Here is a 14,237-nt window from a genome sequence, read left to right on the forward strand (position 1 = left end):
GCCGATCAACGCTCAATGGCCAGCGCCACGCCTTGCCCACCCCCAATGCACAGGGTAGCAAGCCCTTTCTTGGCATCACGCTTGATCATCTCGTGCAACAAGGTCACCAGCACCCGGCATCCGGACGCGCCAATCGGGTGCCCCAAGGCAATCGCCCCACCGTTCACATTGACCCGCGCAGCATCCCACTCCAGCGCCTTGCCCACCGCCAGTGCCTGTGCGGCAAAGGCTTCATTGGCTTCGATCAGGTCCAGATCATTCAATTGCCAGCCGGCCTTGTCCAGGCAACGCTGGGTTGCCGAAACCGGGCCAATACCCATGATCGCCGGGTCTACCCCGGCACTGGCATAAGCGGCGATCTTCGCCAGCACCGGCAGGCCCAGGGCCTTAGCCTTGTTGGCGCTCATCAGCAGCACGGCGGCCGCACCGTCGTTCAGGCTGGAGGCGTTGCCAGCGGTGACGCTACCGTCCTTCTTGAACGCCGGGCGCAGCTTGCCCAACGATTCAGCGGTGGTGTCCGGGCGCGGCTGCTCGTCACGGGCGAACACCTTCGGCTCGCCCTTTTTCTGCGGCAGCTCGATCGGGGTGATTTCCGCGTCGAAGCGGCCGGCTTCGATCGCCGTCACGGCCTTGCGCTGCGATTCGGCGGCAAAGGCGTCCTGCTGTTCGCGGCTGAGGCCGTACTGGTCCACCAGGTTCTCGGCAGTGATGCCCATGTGGTAGTCGTTGAAGGCATCCCACAGGCCATCGGTAATCATGCTGTCGATCAGCTGGCCATGGCCCATGCGTTGGCCGGTACGGGCCGAAGGCATCACGTAGGGGGCCAGGCTCATGTTCTCCTGGCCGCCGGCAATGACCACCTCGGCGTCACCGCAGCGGATGGCCTGTGCGGCCAGGTGCAGGGCCTTGAGGCCCGAGCCGCACACCTTGTTCAGGGTCAGCGCCGGTACGCTGAAGGGCAGGCCGGCCTTGATCGCGGCCTGGCGGGCGGGGTTCTGCCCGGCACCGGCGGTGAGCACCTGGCCGAGGATGACTTCGTCGACCTGCGCCGGGTCCAGCCCGGTCTGCTCTAGCAGGCGCTTGATCACGGCGGCGCCGAGGTCGACCGCAGGCACAGTGGCCAGGGCGCCCTGGAAGCTGCCGATGGCGGTACGGGTTGCGGCGACGATGACCACGTCGTTCATATTGTTGTTCTCCGTGCGATGGGCGTAATGCACCCAGCATCGGTTGCTTTGGCTTATTTGTTAAGTTTGTTTTTCTTCTTGATTGATGTGGAAAACAAATGAATGGGCGTAAAGCACGCACCCGATCTAAGCTGAATGACGCGCTGTATCACTCAACTGAATGGAGCACATGCTCATGCGCATCTTCATGGCCCTTACCCTCTTGATCGGCAGCAGCACTGCATTCGCCGCTACCGAATGCACCACCGCAGACAAGAGCACCTGGCAGGACCAGGGCAAGTTCCAGGAACAGCTCAAGGAGCAAGGCTACAAAATCAACAAGTTCAAGGTCACCAAGGGCAACTGCTACGAGATCTATGGTTTCGACAAGGATGGCAAGAAAGTCGAGATCTACCATGACCCTGTGACCGGCAAGGCAGTCAAGACCGAGTACCACAAGTGAACAGCGACGGCACGGTGCAGCTGTGGGACCCGCTCCTGCGGTTGATCCACCTGTCCATCGCCGTCGTGTTCTTCGCCAATTACTTTTTCAATGAGGAGGGGGATGACTGGCATCAGTGGCTGGGCTACTACGCGCTCGCTTGTGTGGTGTTGCGTGTGGTCTGGGGCTTTGTCGGGCCACGTAGCGCAAGCTGGGCCGATTTCTGGCCTACCCCGCGGGGCGTGGCCGGGCATGCCCGGGAGCTGCTGCGCGGAGAGTATGTTCATGGCCTCAGGCATTCGCCGATTGGCGCTGTGGTGATGCTACTGATGCTGATCGGCATCACCGGCCTTGGCTTGACCGGCTGGGCTTCGCAGGAGGTGGATGCACTGTGGGGAGCCGACTGGCCGATGGATGTGCACAGCTGGCTGGCCAACGCGCTGCTGGCGCTGGTGTGCGTGCATGTGCTGGGCGCCATCGTAGAGAGTGTGCGCCTGCGCGAAAACCTGCCGTGGTCGATGATCACCGGGCGTAGGCGGCACCGCGACTGACTGTACCGGCCTCTTCGCGGGTAAACCCGCTCCCACAGGTACATCACAGCTCTCAAGATGTGTGCGGTCCCTGTGGGAGCGGGTTCACCCGCGAAGAGGCCGGAACAAGCTAACCACCGTTTTGCATCCCCATGATCACCCCGTAATATGTGTCGGATAACCTGCGGGGGTAGTCTCACCCTCTGATCAATCGGAATCGCCCCAAGTGGCGCTTCCCCGGCATAAACCTGACGAGGTACAGACATTGGCCATCATTCATCCTAAGGTTCGCGGTTTCATCTGCACCACGACTCACCCGAAGGGCTGCGAGCTCAACGTCCGTGACCAGATCGAAGCCACCCGCAAGCTGGGCGTGCGCGAGGATGGCCCGAAGAAGGTCCTGGTCATCGGTGCTTCCAGCGGCTACGGCCTGGCAGCCCGCATTACCGCAGCGTTCGGCTTCAAGGCCGACACCCTGGGCGTGTTCTTTGAAAAACCAGGCACCGAGACCAAGCCCGGTACCGCTGGCTGGTACAACGCTGCTGCTTTCGACAAGTTCGCCAAGGCCGAGGGCCTGTACAGCAAGTCGATCAACGGTGACGCCTTCTCCGACGAAGCCCGCGCCAAGGTCATCGAGCTGATCAAGAACGAGATGGGTGGCAAGGTCGACCTGGTCATCTACTCGTTGGCTTCGCCTGTGCGCAAGTTGCCACAAACCGGTGAAGTGATCCGCTCGGCACTCAAGCCGATCGGCCAGCCTTACAAGTCGACCGCCATCGACACCAACAAGGACACCATCATCGAGGCCAGCATCGAGCCGGCCACCGAGCAGGAAATCGCCGACACCGTCACCGTCATGGGTGGCCAGGACTGGCAGCTGTGGATCGACGCCCTGGCCGGTGCCGACGTACTGGCCGAAGGCGCCCGTACCGTGGCCTTCAGCTATATCGGCACTGAAATTACCTGGCCGATCTACTGGCACGGTGCGCTGGGCCAGGCCAAGCAGGACCTGGACGAAACCGCCCTGCGCCTGGACCAGAAGCTGGCCGCTGAAGTGAAGGGTGGCGCCAACGTGGCGGTGCTCAAGTCGGTGGTTACCCAGGCCAGCTCGGCCATTCCGGTGATGCCGCTGTACCTGTCGATGGTGTTCAAGATCATGCAGGAAAAGGGTGTGCACGAAGGCACCCAGGACCAGCTGGACCGCATGTTCCGCGACCGCCTGTACCGTGCCGATGGCGCCCCGGCCGAAGTGGACGAAAAAGCCCGCCTGCGCCTGGACGACTGGGAACTGCGCGACGACGTGCAGGACGCGTGCAAGGCCATGTGGCCACAGGTGACCACCGAGAACCTGTTCGAGCTGACCGACTACGCCGGTTACAAGAAGCAGTTCCTCAACCTGTTCGGCTTCGAGCGTGCTGACGTCAACTATGACGAAGACGTGGCGACTGATGTGAAGTTCGACTGCGTCGAGCTGTAATCGGCTTTAGCCTGTATTGGTCTCTTCGCGGGTAAACCCGCTCCCACAGGTACAGCACCAAATTTGAGGATGGTGCTGTACCTGTGGGAGCGGGTTTACCCGCGAAGAGGCCGGTACAGGCCACAAAAACTTTGCTAGCTTTGGCGCACAACAACCGGGAATGTGCCATGAGCAGCCTCACCCAACCCGCCACTGCCTTTCGCCACCCCGCAGCCGACGGCTACAGCCTGGGTGGCTTCATCTGGCGCCACGGCCAGCCTGCCCCCCAGCGCCCGCTGGTGATCATTAACGCAGCCACTTCGGTACGCTGCCGCTATTACTCCCGCTTTGCCGATTACCTGTTCGCCCAGGGCTGCGATGTGCTGACCTACGACTACCGTGGCATCGGCGAATCCCGCCCGGCTTCCCTGCGCAGCTTTCAGGCCACCTGGAGTGACTGGGGCCGGCTGGACTTCGAAGCCATGCTGGCACATGCGGCCGAACACTTTCCCGGCCAACCGGTAGATGTTGTGGGGCACAGCTTCGGCGGTTGTGCGGTAGGCCTGGCTCCGTCGGCAGGCCAGGTACGCCGGGTGGTAATGGTGGGTGCGCAGTTCGCCTACTGGCGCGACTACGCGGCCGATCAGCGCTGGCAGCTGTTTGGCAAATGGCATGTGGTAATGCCACTGCTGACACGGGTATTCGGCTACTTCCCCGGCAAGCGCCTGGGTTGGCTGGAGGACACGCCATCCGGCGTGGTGCATGACTGGACCACCCGTACACCGCGCTATGAGCAGCGGCCCAGCGGGCGGGCATTGGCAGCGTTACCGTTCGCCCAGGTGCGGGCGGCGACGTTGGCCATCAGCCTGACCGATGACCCGTTTGGCACGGTCGAGGCGACCGAGCGCTTGCTGGGTTATCTACAGGGGGCCGAGCGACGGCACCTGCGCATTGCGCCTGTGGATATCTCGGTTGGGGAAATTGGCCATTTCGCGTTTTTCCATGATCGGTTTCGCGAGAGTTTGTGGCCGGTGGCGTTGCAGTGGTTGCAGCGGGGGGCATTGGTAGAGGGAATGCCGGGAACCCTGATCGATTGATGCCGAAGTCGATACTTTGGGGCCGCTTTGCGGCCCATCGCGACGCAAGGCCGCTCCTACAGGAGACCGCGCTCCCGTGTAGGAGCGGCCTTGCGTCGCGATGGGCTGCAAAGCAGCCCCGGCAATCTCAAGCCTTGCGCGACAGCGGCTGCGCGGCGAACTTCACACCGGCCAGCCCATGCTTGATCAGCGCGCGGATATTGCCATGGTCACTGCCCTCAGGCGTGGCCACTACATCACGGTAATGCTCACCAAACGCCATCAGCGCTTCCTGATCGCTCAGCCCTTCCAGCACGGCCAGGCCCAGGGTCTTGCACGAACCTTCGTTCTGCCCGGCAGCGTTCTCCACGCCACCATTGTTGAAAGCCTGCGGCTGGTAGTTGTAATGCTCGGCAATGAACGCCAGGGTGTCGGCAAACACGTGTTGGCCGCCGGCCAGGCTGGCGCGCAGGGAATTCAGATCAGTCACGGGGTTTTCCTTTTTCGAACGCCGCTTGTTGTTCGGCGCTGGCTTCTTTCTGGTATTGGGCTTTCCACTCTGCGTAAGGCATGCCGTACACCGCTTCGCGGGCGTCGTCCAGGCTCAGGTCGAGCTGACGCTCGTCAGCCGCAGCCTTGTACCACTTGGACAGGCAGTTGCGGCAGAAACCGGACAGGTTCATCAGGTCGATGTTCTGTACGTCGGTACGCTTTTGCAGGTGGTCGACCAGGCGCCGGAATGCGGCGGCCTCAAGTTCAAGCTGTTGTTGTGGCGTCATGGGCTTCTCTCAAGTCATGCGGTTCTTCAGGTGGCGGCCACCGTTGATGACCACCTGACTGCCGGTGCTGTACTGGCTGGCCAGCAGGTATTTGACCGTTTCGATCAGTGGGCCGGCGCCGGGTTCGAACTCCAGCAGGGCCTTTTTCAGGGTTTGCTGGCGGTAGGCTTCGTCACCCCCTTCCTTGAGGATCAGCAGCCCGGGCAGGATACCGTTCACGTGCACCGTGGGCGCATATTTTTCGGCGAATGACAGCACCATGTTCTGCAGCGCGGCCTTGGTGGCGGCGTAGCCGATGTGGCTCTTGCTGCCGCGCGAGGACGTTTCGTCGCAGATGTGGATGATGTCGGCCTTTTCCACCTTGGCCAGCAGTTCGCCCAAGGCCAGGTTGAGGTGGTAGGGCGCTTCGACGTGCAGGCGGAACATGGTCTCGAGGTTGTCCAGGCCGTCGTCGAGCCACAGCGAAGCGTTGTGGATGATCGCACGCAGGCCGTCGTAATGCTGGTGCAGGTGGTCGATCAGCGCCTGGCGGTCGGCCGCTAGGCACAGGTCGGCCTGGAACTGCACGATGTTCGGGTGGGCCGCCTGTGGCTGAATGCTGCGGCTGGCACTGACCACCGTATGGCCGGCCTGTGCCAGTTCAAGGGCCAGGGCCAGCCCGACGCGCTGGCTGGCTCCGGTGACGAGAATGGGGCTGTTCATGTTCGGGGCGGTCAACTTGTCTGTCCTTTGGTTGCCGCCCAGCATACCCGAACTGTTTCGCTGATGTATGGCCTGGCCTCAGCGGCTGCGCAAGGCGCCGGCGGTGGCCGGGGAGGCATGCAGCCAACCGGCCAGCAGGCGGGTGGACAGCGGGATGAACAGGTAAACCATCAACGGTGTCAGGGCCAGGGTGCTGAGCAGTACCCTTGGTACCAGGTCGAGTGCTGCCAGCCAGTGGCCGAACACCACGTTGAACACCAGCGAGACCGGGAAGAAAGCCAGCCAGATGGCCACGGCCTGCTTCCAACGTGGCGGTTTTTGCACCATATTGGTGCCAAACCAGTCATCGATGCCGCTGACGCGCGCCTCTTTGGGGCGTTCGAACAGGCCGTTGCCGCGTTGCAGCCACGCCCGGCGCGAGGCGGAATGCTCCCAGGCGTGCAGGGTCGGCTCGTCGCTGAAACGGAAGATGATCTGGAATTCGTCGCCATCCTGCGGCGGGGCGAGAATGCCCGAGCCAAGATAGCCGGGAAAGTCGGTGGCCAGCTGCTCGCCTTCGTGCAGCCAGGCCAGCAGGTCCTGGTAGCGGCCATGGGCGGCGCGGCGCGACACCATCAGGGTGACGGGGGTAGACATCGTGTATCTCCTGACAACGGGGCTGGCGGGTAGCTGGCCCCTCTGGCTGCGTGGCCCGGGGTGGTGGGCAACGCAGGTGTGCATGCAAGAATCGGGCGCGGATTATCGCGCAGTTGCGAACTTCGGCAAATGTCTGCCGGCAAACGGTCATACGTTGCGAACGGTGGTGACGTAGTAGACTAGGTATTCAACTTCCGCACACAGGGTATTCCTTGCAGATGAACGAACAGGGACGTAATCCGGTGATCGACGCGAGCTTCGAGCAGCAGGAGCTGTTTCCGATTCGTGAAGTATCCCGCCTGACCGGTGTGAACGCGGTGACCCTGCGTGCGTGGGAGCGCCGTTACGGGCTGATCCAGCCGATCCGTACCGACAGCGGCCACCGCCTGTATTCCCAGGCCGATATCGATGAAATCCGCCGTATCCTCGGCTGGCTGGAACGCGGTGTGGCGGTGAGCAAGGTGGGCAGCATCCTGGCCCGCAGCCATGCCCTGGCCGGGCAGGCCGACGGGGCGACGGGCAGTTGGGTGCGCTGGCAGCACCAGATTCGCCTGGCGGTGCAACGTTTTGACCTGATAGGGCTGGACCACCTTTTCGAGGAGGTGTTTGCCGCCAGCACCCTGGACCAGGTGTTCGCCGAGGTGTTCATGCCCGTGTGGCACGACATGGCTGTCAGGCAGGGCGGCTACGGGCAGGCCAGCGAATGGTTGTTCTTCGACCGGTTCCTGCGCGGCCGGGTATTCGCCCGTCTGCAGCTTGCTCATGTACCACGCAGCCGCACGGTGCTGTTGGCGCCATTGCCAGGGCAGTGTCATGAACTTGAGTTGCTGGTCACCGGCCTGGTGCTGGGGAGCGACGAAACCGGCGTGACCCCATTGGCCTGCGGGCAACCGCTGCAAGAACTGGCGCTGGTCTGCGAGCGCCTGAAACCGGACGCCCTGGTGCTGTTTTCCCATCAGCCGCTCACGGTAGAACTGGCACGGCACCTGACGCGCCTGGCGGCGGTGCTGGACTGCCCGTTGTTATTGGCGGGTGAAGCCTCGGAAGTGGCGCAGGACAGCCTGGCAGGCAGCCCTGTTGCATGCCTGGGTGCGCAGGGGGCGGTGATGCGTCAGCGTTTACGGCAGTTTCTGGCCGGTCAGCTGGATACCTGAGTATGCAGTTCGGGGTGGGCTTGGCGATGGGCCTGAAGGATGTAGTCGCGCAGGCGTTCTATCTCTTCGGCCGGGCTTTGGCTGAGGTCATAGGCTGCCAGGTCCGGGCCAATACGCCGACCCAGAACGCCATGCAGTTCGATCGGGCTGATGCCGCCTGGGGCAAAGCGCAGCTCGAAGCGGGCGGGTGCCGTTGGCAGGTCACGCACTTCCAGCAGTAACCCTTTGAACGAAATTTCGCGTACCCATAAGCCGCTTTGCTTGTCATGAGCATCAAGCAGTGCGCTCGGCTGCTCCATCGACAGGCGCCAGGGGCGCAGCATGGGGCCATCTTCGTAGATTTCCGGTGAACCCACTTGCAAGTGCAGGGCGTGGAACTCGTCTTCCACCAGTTGCAGCGGGAAGCTGATCTGCTGGTTGTTGAACTGGGCTTGCAGGGTTACCTGCTCGTTGGCCACCAGGCGAGTGAGCAGGCTCTGAATGCGGCGGTCACCATTGACCAGCAGGCTCGACATGGAGTCGGCCAGGTTCAATTGCGGCGAATGCTGCATGTTCTGGATGAAATCCAGTTCGGCCTGAGTCAGGAGCGCGTCGGCTTGCATGATCGAACTCGGTGGTGGCGGTTTCTTCAACGTCATTGACCGTGCAGAGGGCGCTTGGTTCAGGCGCGTTCGTCGGCTTTCGGACGAACGCGAAGTTCGGCCAGTTCCCGTTCCAGTTCGACTTGGCGGCTAACGTCCTTCTGGATGCCGATGAAGTAGGTGCGCTGGTCGGCATCGCTCTTCACCGGGGTGATCGACAGCTCGTTCCAGAAGGCGCTGCCATCCTTGCGATAGTTGCGCAGCACTTCACGGCATGGGCGGCCTTCGGTCAGCGCCTTGCGGATACGCGCGCGGCCGAGCTGGTCACGGTCGTGGGCCTGCAGGAAGCGGCAATCCTGATAGAGGATTTCGTCACGGCTGTAGCCGGTGAGCCGTTCGAAGGCGGCGTTGACGTAGATGAGGATGGTGTCATCGCCTTCCTGTTCGGCGACCACGATCCCGTCATTCGAGGCATCGACCATCGATTGCAGCAGTTGCGCGTTGATCATGTTCGGGCCATTGGGCAAGAGGGGGCGAAGCAGGGCTGAAGGTGGCGACTTTGATAGAGGCGGCCTTTTGCCAGCGCTGAATGCTAGTATCCTACGTTTTCACTCAGTTTCGGAATCCTTTACCCGATGAAAGTCGCCATTATTTTCGGATCGGTCTATGGCACCGCCGAAGAAGTCGCCCGTCACGCTGAATCGTTGCTCAAGGCTGCAGGCCTCGAGGCCTGGCATGCCGCACGTGCCACCTTGCAGGACCTTGAAGGTTTTGCCCCTGAGGCCTTGCTGGCCGTGACCTCGACCACCGGCATGGGTGAGCTGCCGGACAACCTCATGCCGTTGTACAGCAGCATCCGCGAGATTCTGCCAGCGGCTTGGCGTGGCCTGCCGGGCGCGGTGATTGCGCTGGGCGATTCCAGCTATGGCGATACCTACTGCGGGGGCGGTGAGCAGATGCGCGAGCTGTTTGCCGAACTGGGCGTGCGCGAAGTGCAACCGATGCTGCGCCTGGATGCCAGTGAGACAGTGACCCCCGAGACTGATGCCGAGCCTTGGTTGGCTGAGTTTGTTCAAGCGTTGAAGGCCTGACCGGAAGCTGACGCGTTCCTATGTAGGAGCGGCCTTGTGTCGCGAACGGGCCGCAGAGCGGCCCCGGGATCTCGGCGATGCTGCAAATATTGCTGGGGCTGCCTTGCAGCCCTTTCGCGACACAAGGCCGCTCCTACAAGGATCGTGTCAGCCGTGATATTCGCGCAGTAGAGCTAACCAAGCCTGTGCCGCCCGCGACAGATACGCCCCGCGCCGCCAGATAAAGGCGATATCCCAGCGCAGATCCGCCGGCGAGCGCAATGGCAAGCGCACCACCCCTGGGCGCTCGAGCGCCTTTGCCACTACCTGGGGCAGCAACACCACGCCTTGGCCCGCCGCCACCAGCGCCGCCAGGAAATCTGCCTGGCCGCTGCGCCCGCCTTCCTTCGGGGTAAAGCCCTGCTGCTGGCACGCCTTCAGCAACCGGTCATTGAGCACGAAGCTGCGCTGATACAGCAAAAACGGTGTTGCAGCCAGTTGCCCCAGGTCTACCCCGCCCAGGCCCGCCAACGCATGGCCCGCTGGCAACAGCGCGTCCAGTGGTTCATCGCAGAACGGCTGGTAATCGAACGCCTCGTCACTGGGCGTAAGGCTGCCGCCCAACTCCAGTTCACCACTCCTGACCGCCTGCTCGACGCTACGGCTGCCGCCTTCGAGCAACTGGATGACGATGTTCGGGTGGCGCCGCCGGTATTCGGCGAACAAGCCGGCGAACAGTGCGTCGCTGCCCAGCATCGGCAAGCCCAGGCGCAGTTCTCCGCGTTCCATCTGGCTCAGGTCGTCCAGCTCGTTGAGCAGCGCCTGGCGCTGGCGCAGCAGGGCTTCGCCACGTTCCAGCACGATACGCCCGGCAGCGGTCAGGTGCAGTTGCGAGGCCTGGCGCTCGAGCAGCGGCTGGCCCACATCTTGCTCCAGCTGGGCCACCTGCTTGCTCACGGCCGACTGGCTGATGTGCAGGGTTTGAGCCGCTTGGGTAAACCCGCCGCGGTGGACCACTTCGATGAAGCTGCGCAGTTGTTTGAATTCCATGTGCCGATTCCATTATGGAATGGCGATAAGTCTAACAATTCGCTTCTGGCCTAGGCAGCCGAATCTTAAAATGAAGGCCTGTCGAGGAACCCCCGCCATGAAACCCGCGTTAATCAATAAAGCCCTGCGTCTGCTCGTCGAGTTGGCGATTCTCTGTGCCTTGTTCCTGCTCGGCGGCCAGCTTGCCACCTGGCTGGGCTGGCCGATTCCCGGTGGTGTGATGGGCCTGGCGCTGCTGTTGATCCTGTTCGCGACAGGTGTGCTCAAACCGGCCATGCTGCAACTGGGCGCCGGCTGGCTGATGGCCGAAATGCTGCTGTTCTTCATCCCGGCGCTGATGAGCCTGCTCGACTACGGCGCGCTGATTCGTGATGAAGGCTGGCGTATCTTGCTGGTGATCGCCGTGAGCACACTGATGGTGATGGTAGTGACCGCGCTGACCGTGGAGCTGGTGTGCCGCTGGAGCTTGCGCCATGAGCCTTGAACCCATGCCGCTGTTCTGGCTGGCGCTGACCTTGCTGGCTTACCTGGGCAGCCGCTGGTTATACCGGCGCAGCAAGCGCTACCTGCTGTCACCGTTGATACTGGTGCCTGTGTTGCTGTTGGCGGTGGCGGTGCCGCTGCACACCGCCTATGCCGAATATGCGCGCAACACCCATTGGCTGATGAGCGTGCTTGGCCCGGTAACCGTAGCCTTTGCGGTGCCGATCTGGCAGCAGCGGGCCATGCTTGCACGGCACTGGCCGGCACTGATGGTCGGCATGGTGGCTGGCAGCAGTGCCTCGATCGCCAGCTCCTGGGGGCTGGCTCACTGGCTGGCGCTGGACAGCGCGACCAGCCTGTCGCTGGTGCCGCGTTCTATCACCACGCCTTTTGCCATGCCCTTGGCCCATGACCTGGGTGGCGTGCCCGAGCTGACCGCCGTGTTCGTGATGTTCACCGGTGTGCTCGGCGCCATGTTCGGCGGTGTGCTGCTGCGCTGGTTACCGCTGCGCTCGCCGTTGGCGCGGGGCGCCCTGTTCGGCGTTGGCGCGCATGGCGCCGGGGTCAGCCGGGCACAGGAACTGGGCCGTGAAGAAGGTTCGGTGGCCGGCCTGGTCATGGTCCTGACCGGGCTGCTCAACCTGTTCGCGGCGCCGCTGCTGGCCATGCTGCTCTGACCGTTCGTGCCACTGACTCGCTCAGTCATCAAGCTGGCTGGCAACGCAAGTTTCAGCCCATGGGCGGCTGGCTAGACTCAGCCTCGACATAGAGAGCACAAGTAAGTGCCGAGGTAACATGCAATGACCGCAGCCTTGCCCTATTCCGCCAACACCTGTTCACCGGGACCGATCTGATGCCTATGGCCGAAATTCCATTGTGCGTCTGGCGTACCCGGGGACAAAGCTTCACATTCCGGGGCCAGAGCATCCGCTACTGGACCGCAGGGCAAGGAGAGCCCCTGCTTCTGTTGCACGGCTTCCCCACCGCCAGTTGGGACTGGCATTACTTGTGGGGGCCTTTGACCCAACGCTTCCGGGTAATCGCGTGCGACATGCTCGGCTTTGGCGATTCGGCCAAGCCGGTCGACCACGCCTACAGCCTGATGGAGCAAGCCGACCTGCAACAAGCCTTGCTGGCCCACCTGCAGGTCGACCAGCCGGTGCACCTGCTGGCCCATGACTATGGCGGCAGCGTGGCCCAGGAGCTGCTGGCACGGCACCATGAGCAGCGTGTCGAAGTGGCCAGCTGCGTGTTCCTCAATAGCGGGCTGTTTGCCGAAAGCTGTCGCATGCTGCTGATCCAGAAGTTGCTGTTAAGCCGCTTTGGCTGGCTGGTCGGGCGCTCGTTCGGGCGCGATGACCTGGTGCGCAACGTGACCCAGGTCTACGGCCCCTGCACCCACCCCAGCGAAAGCGCACTGGATGATTTCTGGAGCCTTATCGCTGCCAACCGTGGCACGCGCATTCTGCACAAGCTGGTGGGCTACATGCCCGAGCGCAGGTTGCATCGCGACCGCTGGGTTGGGGCGATGCAGCGCCAAGGCGTGCCGCTGCGCTTCATCAACGGCGTAGTCGACCCGCTGTCTGGTGCGCACATGCTCGAGCGTTACCGGCAGCTGGTGCCGGAGCCCGACACCGTGCAGTTGCAGGGCATTGGCCACTACCCGCACACCGAAGCGCCGGTGCAGGTGCTGCGCCACTACCTGGCCTTTCGTGAGCAGCCGCTGAGCGACTACCAGCCGAAAGTGGCGTATTCCTGAGCGGGCCTCATCGCCCTGCGTTATTGCCAGGCATTCAGCCTGCGTGAGCTTGATTGTCCGCCTGCTGCTGGCGGCGGACACTCGGCTGACCTGAACACAGCCTGGAGCCTTGAGCATGAGCGAGCCTGTCCGTCTGCAAGATCGCGTGGTAATCGTTACCGGCGCGGGTGGTGGCCTGGGCCGTGCCCATGCGCTGCTGTTCGCCGCACGCGGTGCCCACGTGGTGGTCAATGACCTGGGCGGCTCTACCCATGGCGAAGGTGCCAGCGCTTCGGCTGCCGACCGGGTGGTAGCGGAGATCCGCGCCGCCGGCGGCAGCGCCGTTGCCAACCATGACTCGGTCAGCCAGGGCGCGCGTATCGTCGAGCAGGCGCTGGACAGTTTTGGCCGGGTCGACGTGCTGGTGAACAACGCCGGCATCCTGCGTGACAAGACCTTTCACAAGATGGACGACAGCGACTGGGAGCAGGTCTACCAGGTGCATGTCGAAGGCGCCTTCAAGGTCACCCGCGCTGCCTGGCCGCACCTGCGTGAGCAGAACTGGGGGCGGGTGATCTTTACCGCGTCCACCTCCGGCATCTACGGCAACTTCGGCCAGGCTAACTACGGCATGGCCAAGCTGGGCCTGTACGGGCTGACCCGTACCTTGGCGATCGAAGGGCGCAAGCACAACATTCTGGTCAATGCCATTGCCCCCACAGGGGGGACGCGCATGACCGAAGGGCTGATCCCGCCGCAGGTGTTTGAGCGGCTCAAGCCGGAGCTGGTCAGCCCGCTGGTGGTGTACCTGGGCAGTGAGCAGTGCCAGGGCACGGGTGAGTTGTTCGAAGTGGGCGGCGGTTGGATGGGCAAGGTACGTTGGGAGCGCAGCCTGGGGGTGGGCTTTGATCCTCGCGAAGGCTTCACCCCCGAGCAGGTGGCGGAGCACTGGGCGCAGATAGGTGACTTTGAAGGCGCGGTGCACCCGCAGGACAGTTTGCAGGCGCTGCAGCAGATGATGGCGAATTTGCAGCAATACCCACTGGGCTGAATCTTGTATTGCCTGTGCTGGCCTCTTCGCGGGTAAACCCGCTCCTACAGGGATATCACTGCCCTCAGGCCTGGTGATACCCCTGTAGGAGCGGGTTTACCCGCGAAGAGGCCAGCACAGGCAGAAACTTTTTTTCAGGCAATAAAAAAGGCCGCTGCAAGCCGCAGCGGCCAATCGAGACGTTAGATCAAGGAGCTTCAAAATCTACGTCGGTGAACCTCGCAGGCCTGAAGAGCGGGGGGGAAGAGCCCTTCATGCCGTGCCAGTGGGGTAAGAATAAGCGCTTGATCCCGTAGGAAAAATAGCCGCTTATGACATTCACCTTT

The 14,237-nt window shown here is 62.8% G+C and carries 18 protein-coding genes; 10 read left to right on the plus strand and 8 right to left on the minus strand.

The genetic code is table 11. From position 1 onward, the window contains the following. Nucleotides 1-5: 5 nt before the first annotated feature. Nucleotides 6-1,184: an acetyl-CoA C-acetyltransferase gene (locus ACIP02_RS06060; RefSeq protein ID WP_400614254.1), complete on the minus strand. Its 1,179-nt coding sequence runs from the start codon at nt 1,182-1,184 to the stop codon at nt 6-8. 175 nt (nt 1,185-1,359) lie between these two features. Between ACIP02_RS06060 and ACIP02_RS06065 the strand changes: the two genes are divergently transcribed. The 4 genes from ACIP02_RS06065 (at nt 1,360) to ACIP02_RS06080 (ending at nt 4,688) form a co-directional block, all read left to right on the plus strand. After that, the gene (locus ACIP02_RS06065; RefSeq protein WP_400615035.1) at nt 1,360-1,626 is read left to right on the plus strand and encodes a PepSY domain-containing protein; all 267 of its coding nucleotides are present in this window, start codon (nt 1,360-1,362) and stop codon (nt 1,624-1,626) included. Beyond that, nucleotides 1,623-2,156 (plus strand): cytochrome b/b6 domain-containing protein, encoded by a 534-nt coding sequence (locus ACIP02_RS06070; protein ID WP_400614256.1) that lies wholly within the window; start codon nt 1,623-1,625, stop codon nt 2,154-2,156. Before ACIP02_RS06065 ends, ACIP02_RS06070 begins: the two co-directional genes overlap by 4 nt. Before the next feature lie 244 nt (nt 2,157-2,400). Then, entirely contained in the window at nt 2,401-3,612 is a 1,212-nt protein-coding gene (fabV, locus tag ACIP02_RS06075) for an enoyl-ACP reductase FabV (RefSeq protein WP_400614258.1), read from the plus strand. Nucleotides 3,613-3,779: 167 nt separating this feature from the next. Continuing rightward, nucleotides 3,780-4,688: an alpha/beta fold hydrolase gene (locus ACIP02_RS06080; RefSeq protein ID WP_400614260.1), complete on the plus strand. Its 909-nt coding sequence runs from the start codon at nt 3,780-3,782 to the stop codon at nt 4,686-4,688. A 127-nt stretch (nt 4,689-4,815) separates the two neighbouring features. Here the strand turns inward: ACIP02_RS06080 and ACIP02_RS06085 are convergent, their stop codons facing one another. The 4 genes from ACIP02_RS06085 to ACIP02_RS06100 are packed head-to-tail and all read right to left on the minus strand — an operon-like array spanning nt 4,816 to nt 6,784. After that, on the minus strand, nt 4,816-5,157 hold the full coding sequence (locus ACIP02_RS06085; RefSeq protein WP_400614262.1) for a HopJ type III effector protein: 342 nt from the start codon (nt 5,155-5,157) through the stop codon (nt 4,816-4,818). Beyond that, nucleotides 5,150-5,446: a DUF1244 domain-containing protein gene (locus tag ACIP02_RS06090; protein WP_146230333.1), complete on the minus strand. Its 297-nt coding sequence runs from the start codon at nt 5,444-5,446 to the stop codon at nt 5,150-5,152. The genes ACIP02_RS06085 and ACIP02_RS06090 overlap by 8 nt, the downstream gene beginning before the upstream one ends. 9 nt (nt 5,447-5,455) lie before the next feature. After that, nucleotides 5,456-6,193, minus strand: a complete 738-nt coding sequence (folM, locus tag ACIP02_RS06095; RefSeq protein WP_400614264.1) for a dihydromonapterin reductase — start codon at nt 6,191-6,193, stop codon at nt 5,456-5,458. Nucleotides 6,194-6,226: 33 nt separating this feature from the next. After that, nucleotides 6,227-6,784: an antibiotic biosynthesis monooxygenase gene (locus ACIP02_RS06100; RefSeq protein ID WP_400614267.1), complete on the minus strand. Its 558-nt coding sequence runs from the start codon at nt 6,782-6,784 to the stop codon at nt 6,227-6,229. A 218-nt stretch (nt 6,785-7,002) separates the two neighbouring features. On the opposite strand from ACIP02_RS06100, the gene ACIP02_RS06105 reads away from it, so the two are divergent. Continuing rightward, nucleotides 7,003-7,938 carry a MerR family transcriptional regulator gene (locus tag ACIP02_RS06105; protein ID WP_400614269.1) on the plus strand — a complete coding sequence of 312 codons (936 nt, stop codon included), beginning with the start codon at nt 7,003-7,005 and terminating at the stop codon, nt 7,936-7,938. Here the strand turns inward: ACIP02_RS06105 and ACIP02_RS06110 are convergent. Both ACIP02_RS06110 and ACIP02_RS06115 read right to left on the minus strand, forming a co-directional pair. Further along, nucleotides 7,923-8,540 (minus strand): hypothetical protein, encoded by a 618-nt coding sequence (locus ACIP02_RS06110; protein ID WP_400614271.1) that lies wholly within the window; start codon nt 8,538-8,540, stop codon nt 7,923-7,925. The two genes, ACIP02_RS06105 and ACIP02_RS06110, sit on opposite strands and share 16 nt — an antisense overlap. Before the next feature lie 59 nt (nt 8,541-8,599). Further along, entirely contained in the window at nt 8,600-9,028 is a 429-nt protein-coding gene (locus ACIP02_RS06115) for a PAS domain S-box protein (RefSeq protein WP_400614274.1), read from the minus strand. 126 nt (nt 9,029-9,154) lie between these two features. Here ACIP02_RS06115 and ACIP02_RS06120 point away from each other — a divergent pair, with 126 nt between their 5' ends. Beyond that, nucleotides 9,155-9,610, plus strand: coding sequence for a flavodoxin (locus ACIP02_RS06120; protein ID WP_400614276.1), 456 nt, complete (start codon nt 9,155-9,157; stop codon nt 9,608-9,610). Nucleotides 9,611-9,757: 147 nt separating this feature from the next. Here ACIP02_RS06120 and ACIP02_RS06125 read toward each other — a convergent pair whose 3' ends face one another. Further along, a complete protein-coding gene (locus ACIP02_RS06125) occupies nt 9,758-10,639 on the minus strand; it encodes a LysR family transcriptional regulator (RefSeq protein WP_400614279.1) in 882 nt (293 codons plus the stop codon). 97 nt (nt 10,640-10,736) lie between these two features. Here ACIP02_RS06125 and ACIP02_RS06130 point away from each other — a divergent pair, with 97 nt between their 5' ends. The 4 genes from ACIP02_RS06130 to ACIP02_RS06145 all read left to right on the plus strand — a co-directional run bounded on the left by ACIP02_RS06130 (nt 10,737) and on the right by ACIP02_RS06145 (nt 13,911). Then, the gene (locus ACIP02_RS06130; RefSeq protein ID WP_400614281.1) at nt 10,737-11,123 is read left to right on the plus strand and encodes a CidA/LrgA family protein; all 387 of its coding nucleotides are present in this window, start codon (nt 10,737-10,739) and stop codon (nt 11,121-11,123) included. Beyond that, on the plus strand, nt 11,113-11,799 hold the full coding sequence (locus ACIP02_RS06135; RefSeq protein WP_400614283.1) for an LrgB family protein: 687 nt from the start codon (nt 11,113-11,115) through the stop codon (nt 11,797-11,799). The genes ACIP02_RS06130 and ACIP02_RS06135 overlap by 11 nt, the downstream gene beginning before the upstream one ends. Before the next feature lie 176 nt (nt 11,800-11,975). Further along, the gene (locus tag ACIP02_RS06140; protein WP_400614286.1) at nt 11,976-12,881 is read left to right on the plus strand and encodes an alpha/beta fold hydrolase; all 906 of its coding nucleotides are present in this window, start codon (nt 11,976-11,978) and stop codon (nt 12,879-12,881) included. 115 nt (nt 12,882-12,996) lie between these two features. Then, nucleotides 12,997-13,911: an SDR family oxidoreductase gene (locus ACIP02_RS06145; RefSeq protein WP_400614288.1), complete on the plus strand. Its 915-nt coding sequence runs from the start codon at nt 12,997-12,999 to the stop codon at nt 13,909-13,911. The last annotated feature ends 326 nt before the right edge of the window (nt 13,912-14,237 follow it).

The sequence above is a fragment of the Pseudomonas sp. NPDC089408 genome, assembly GCF_044749445.1.
Lineage (GTDB): Bacteria > Pseudomonadota > Gammaproteobacteria > Pseudomonadales > Pseudomonadaceae > Aquipseudomonas.

Coding starts and splice junctions, on each gene's coding strand:
- ACIP02_RS06115 (WP_400614274.1), bottom strand. CDS start 9,028: ATGATCAACGCGCAACTGCTGCAATCGATGGTCGATGCCTCGAATGAC.
- ACIP02_RS06110 (WP_400614271.1), bottom strand. CDS start 8,540: ATGCAAGCCGACGCGCTCCTGACTCAGGCCGAACTGGATTTCATCCAG.
- ACIP02_RS06105 (WP_400614269.1), top strand. CDS start 7,003: ATGAACGAACAGGGACGTAATCCGGTGATCGACGCGAGCTTCGAGCAG.
- ACIP02_RS06090 (WP_146230333.1), bottom strand. CDS start 5,446: ATGACGCCACAACAACAGCTTGAACTTGAGGCCGCCGCATTCCGGCGC.
- ACIP02_RS06135 (WP_400614283.1), top strand. CDS start 11,113: ATGAGCCTTGAACCCATGCCGCTGTTCTGGCTGGCGCTGACCTTGCTG.
- ACIP02_RS06125 (WP_400614279.1), bottom strand. CDS start 10,639: ATGGAATTCAAACAACTGCGCAGCTTCATCGAAGTGGTCCACCGCGGC.
- ACIP02_RS06120 (WP_400614276.1), top strand. CDS start 9,155: ATGAAAGTCGCCATTATTTTCGGATCGGTCTATGGCACCGCCGAAGAA.
- ACIP02_RS06080 (WP_400614260.1), top strand. CDS start 3,780: ATGAGCAGCCTCACCCAACCCGCCACTGCCTTTCGCCACCCCGCAGCC.
- ACIP02_RS06130 (WP_400614281.1), top strand. CDS start 10,737: ATGAAACCCGCGTTAATCAATAAAGCCCTGCGTCTGCTCGTCGAGTTG.
- folM (WP_400614264.1), bottom strand. CDS start 6,193: ATGCTGGGCGGCAACCAAAGGACAGACAAGTTGACCGCCCCGAACATG.
- ACIP02_RS06140 (WP_400614286.1), top strand. CDS start 11,976: ATGCCTATGGCCGAAATTCCATTGTGCGTCTGGCGTACCCGGGGACAA.
- ACIP02_RS06065 (WP_400615035.1), top strand. CDS start 1,360: ATGCGCATCTTCATGGCCCTTACCCTCTTGATCGGCAGCAGCACTGCA.
- ACIP02_RS06145 (WP_400614288.1), top strand. CDS start 12,997: ATGAGCGAGCCTGTCCGTCTGCAAGATCGCGTGGTAATCGTTACCGGC.
- ACIP02_RS06100 (WP_400614267.1), bottom strand. CDS start 6,784: ATGTCTACCCCCGTCACCCTGATGGTGTCGCGCCGCGCCGCCCATGGC.
- ACIP02_RS06060 (WP_400614254.1), bottom strand. CDS start 1,184: ATGAACGACGTGGTCATCGTCGCCGCAACCCGTACCGCCATCGGCAGC.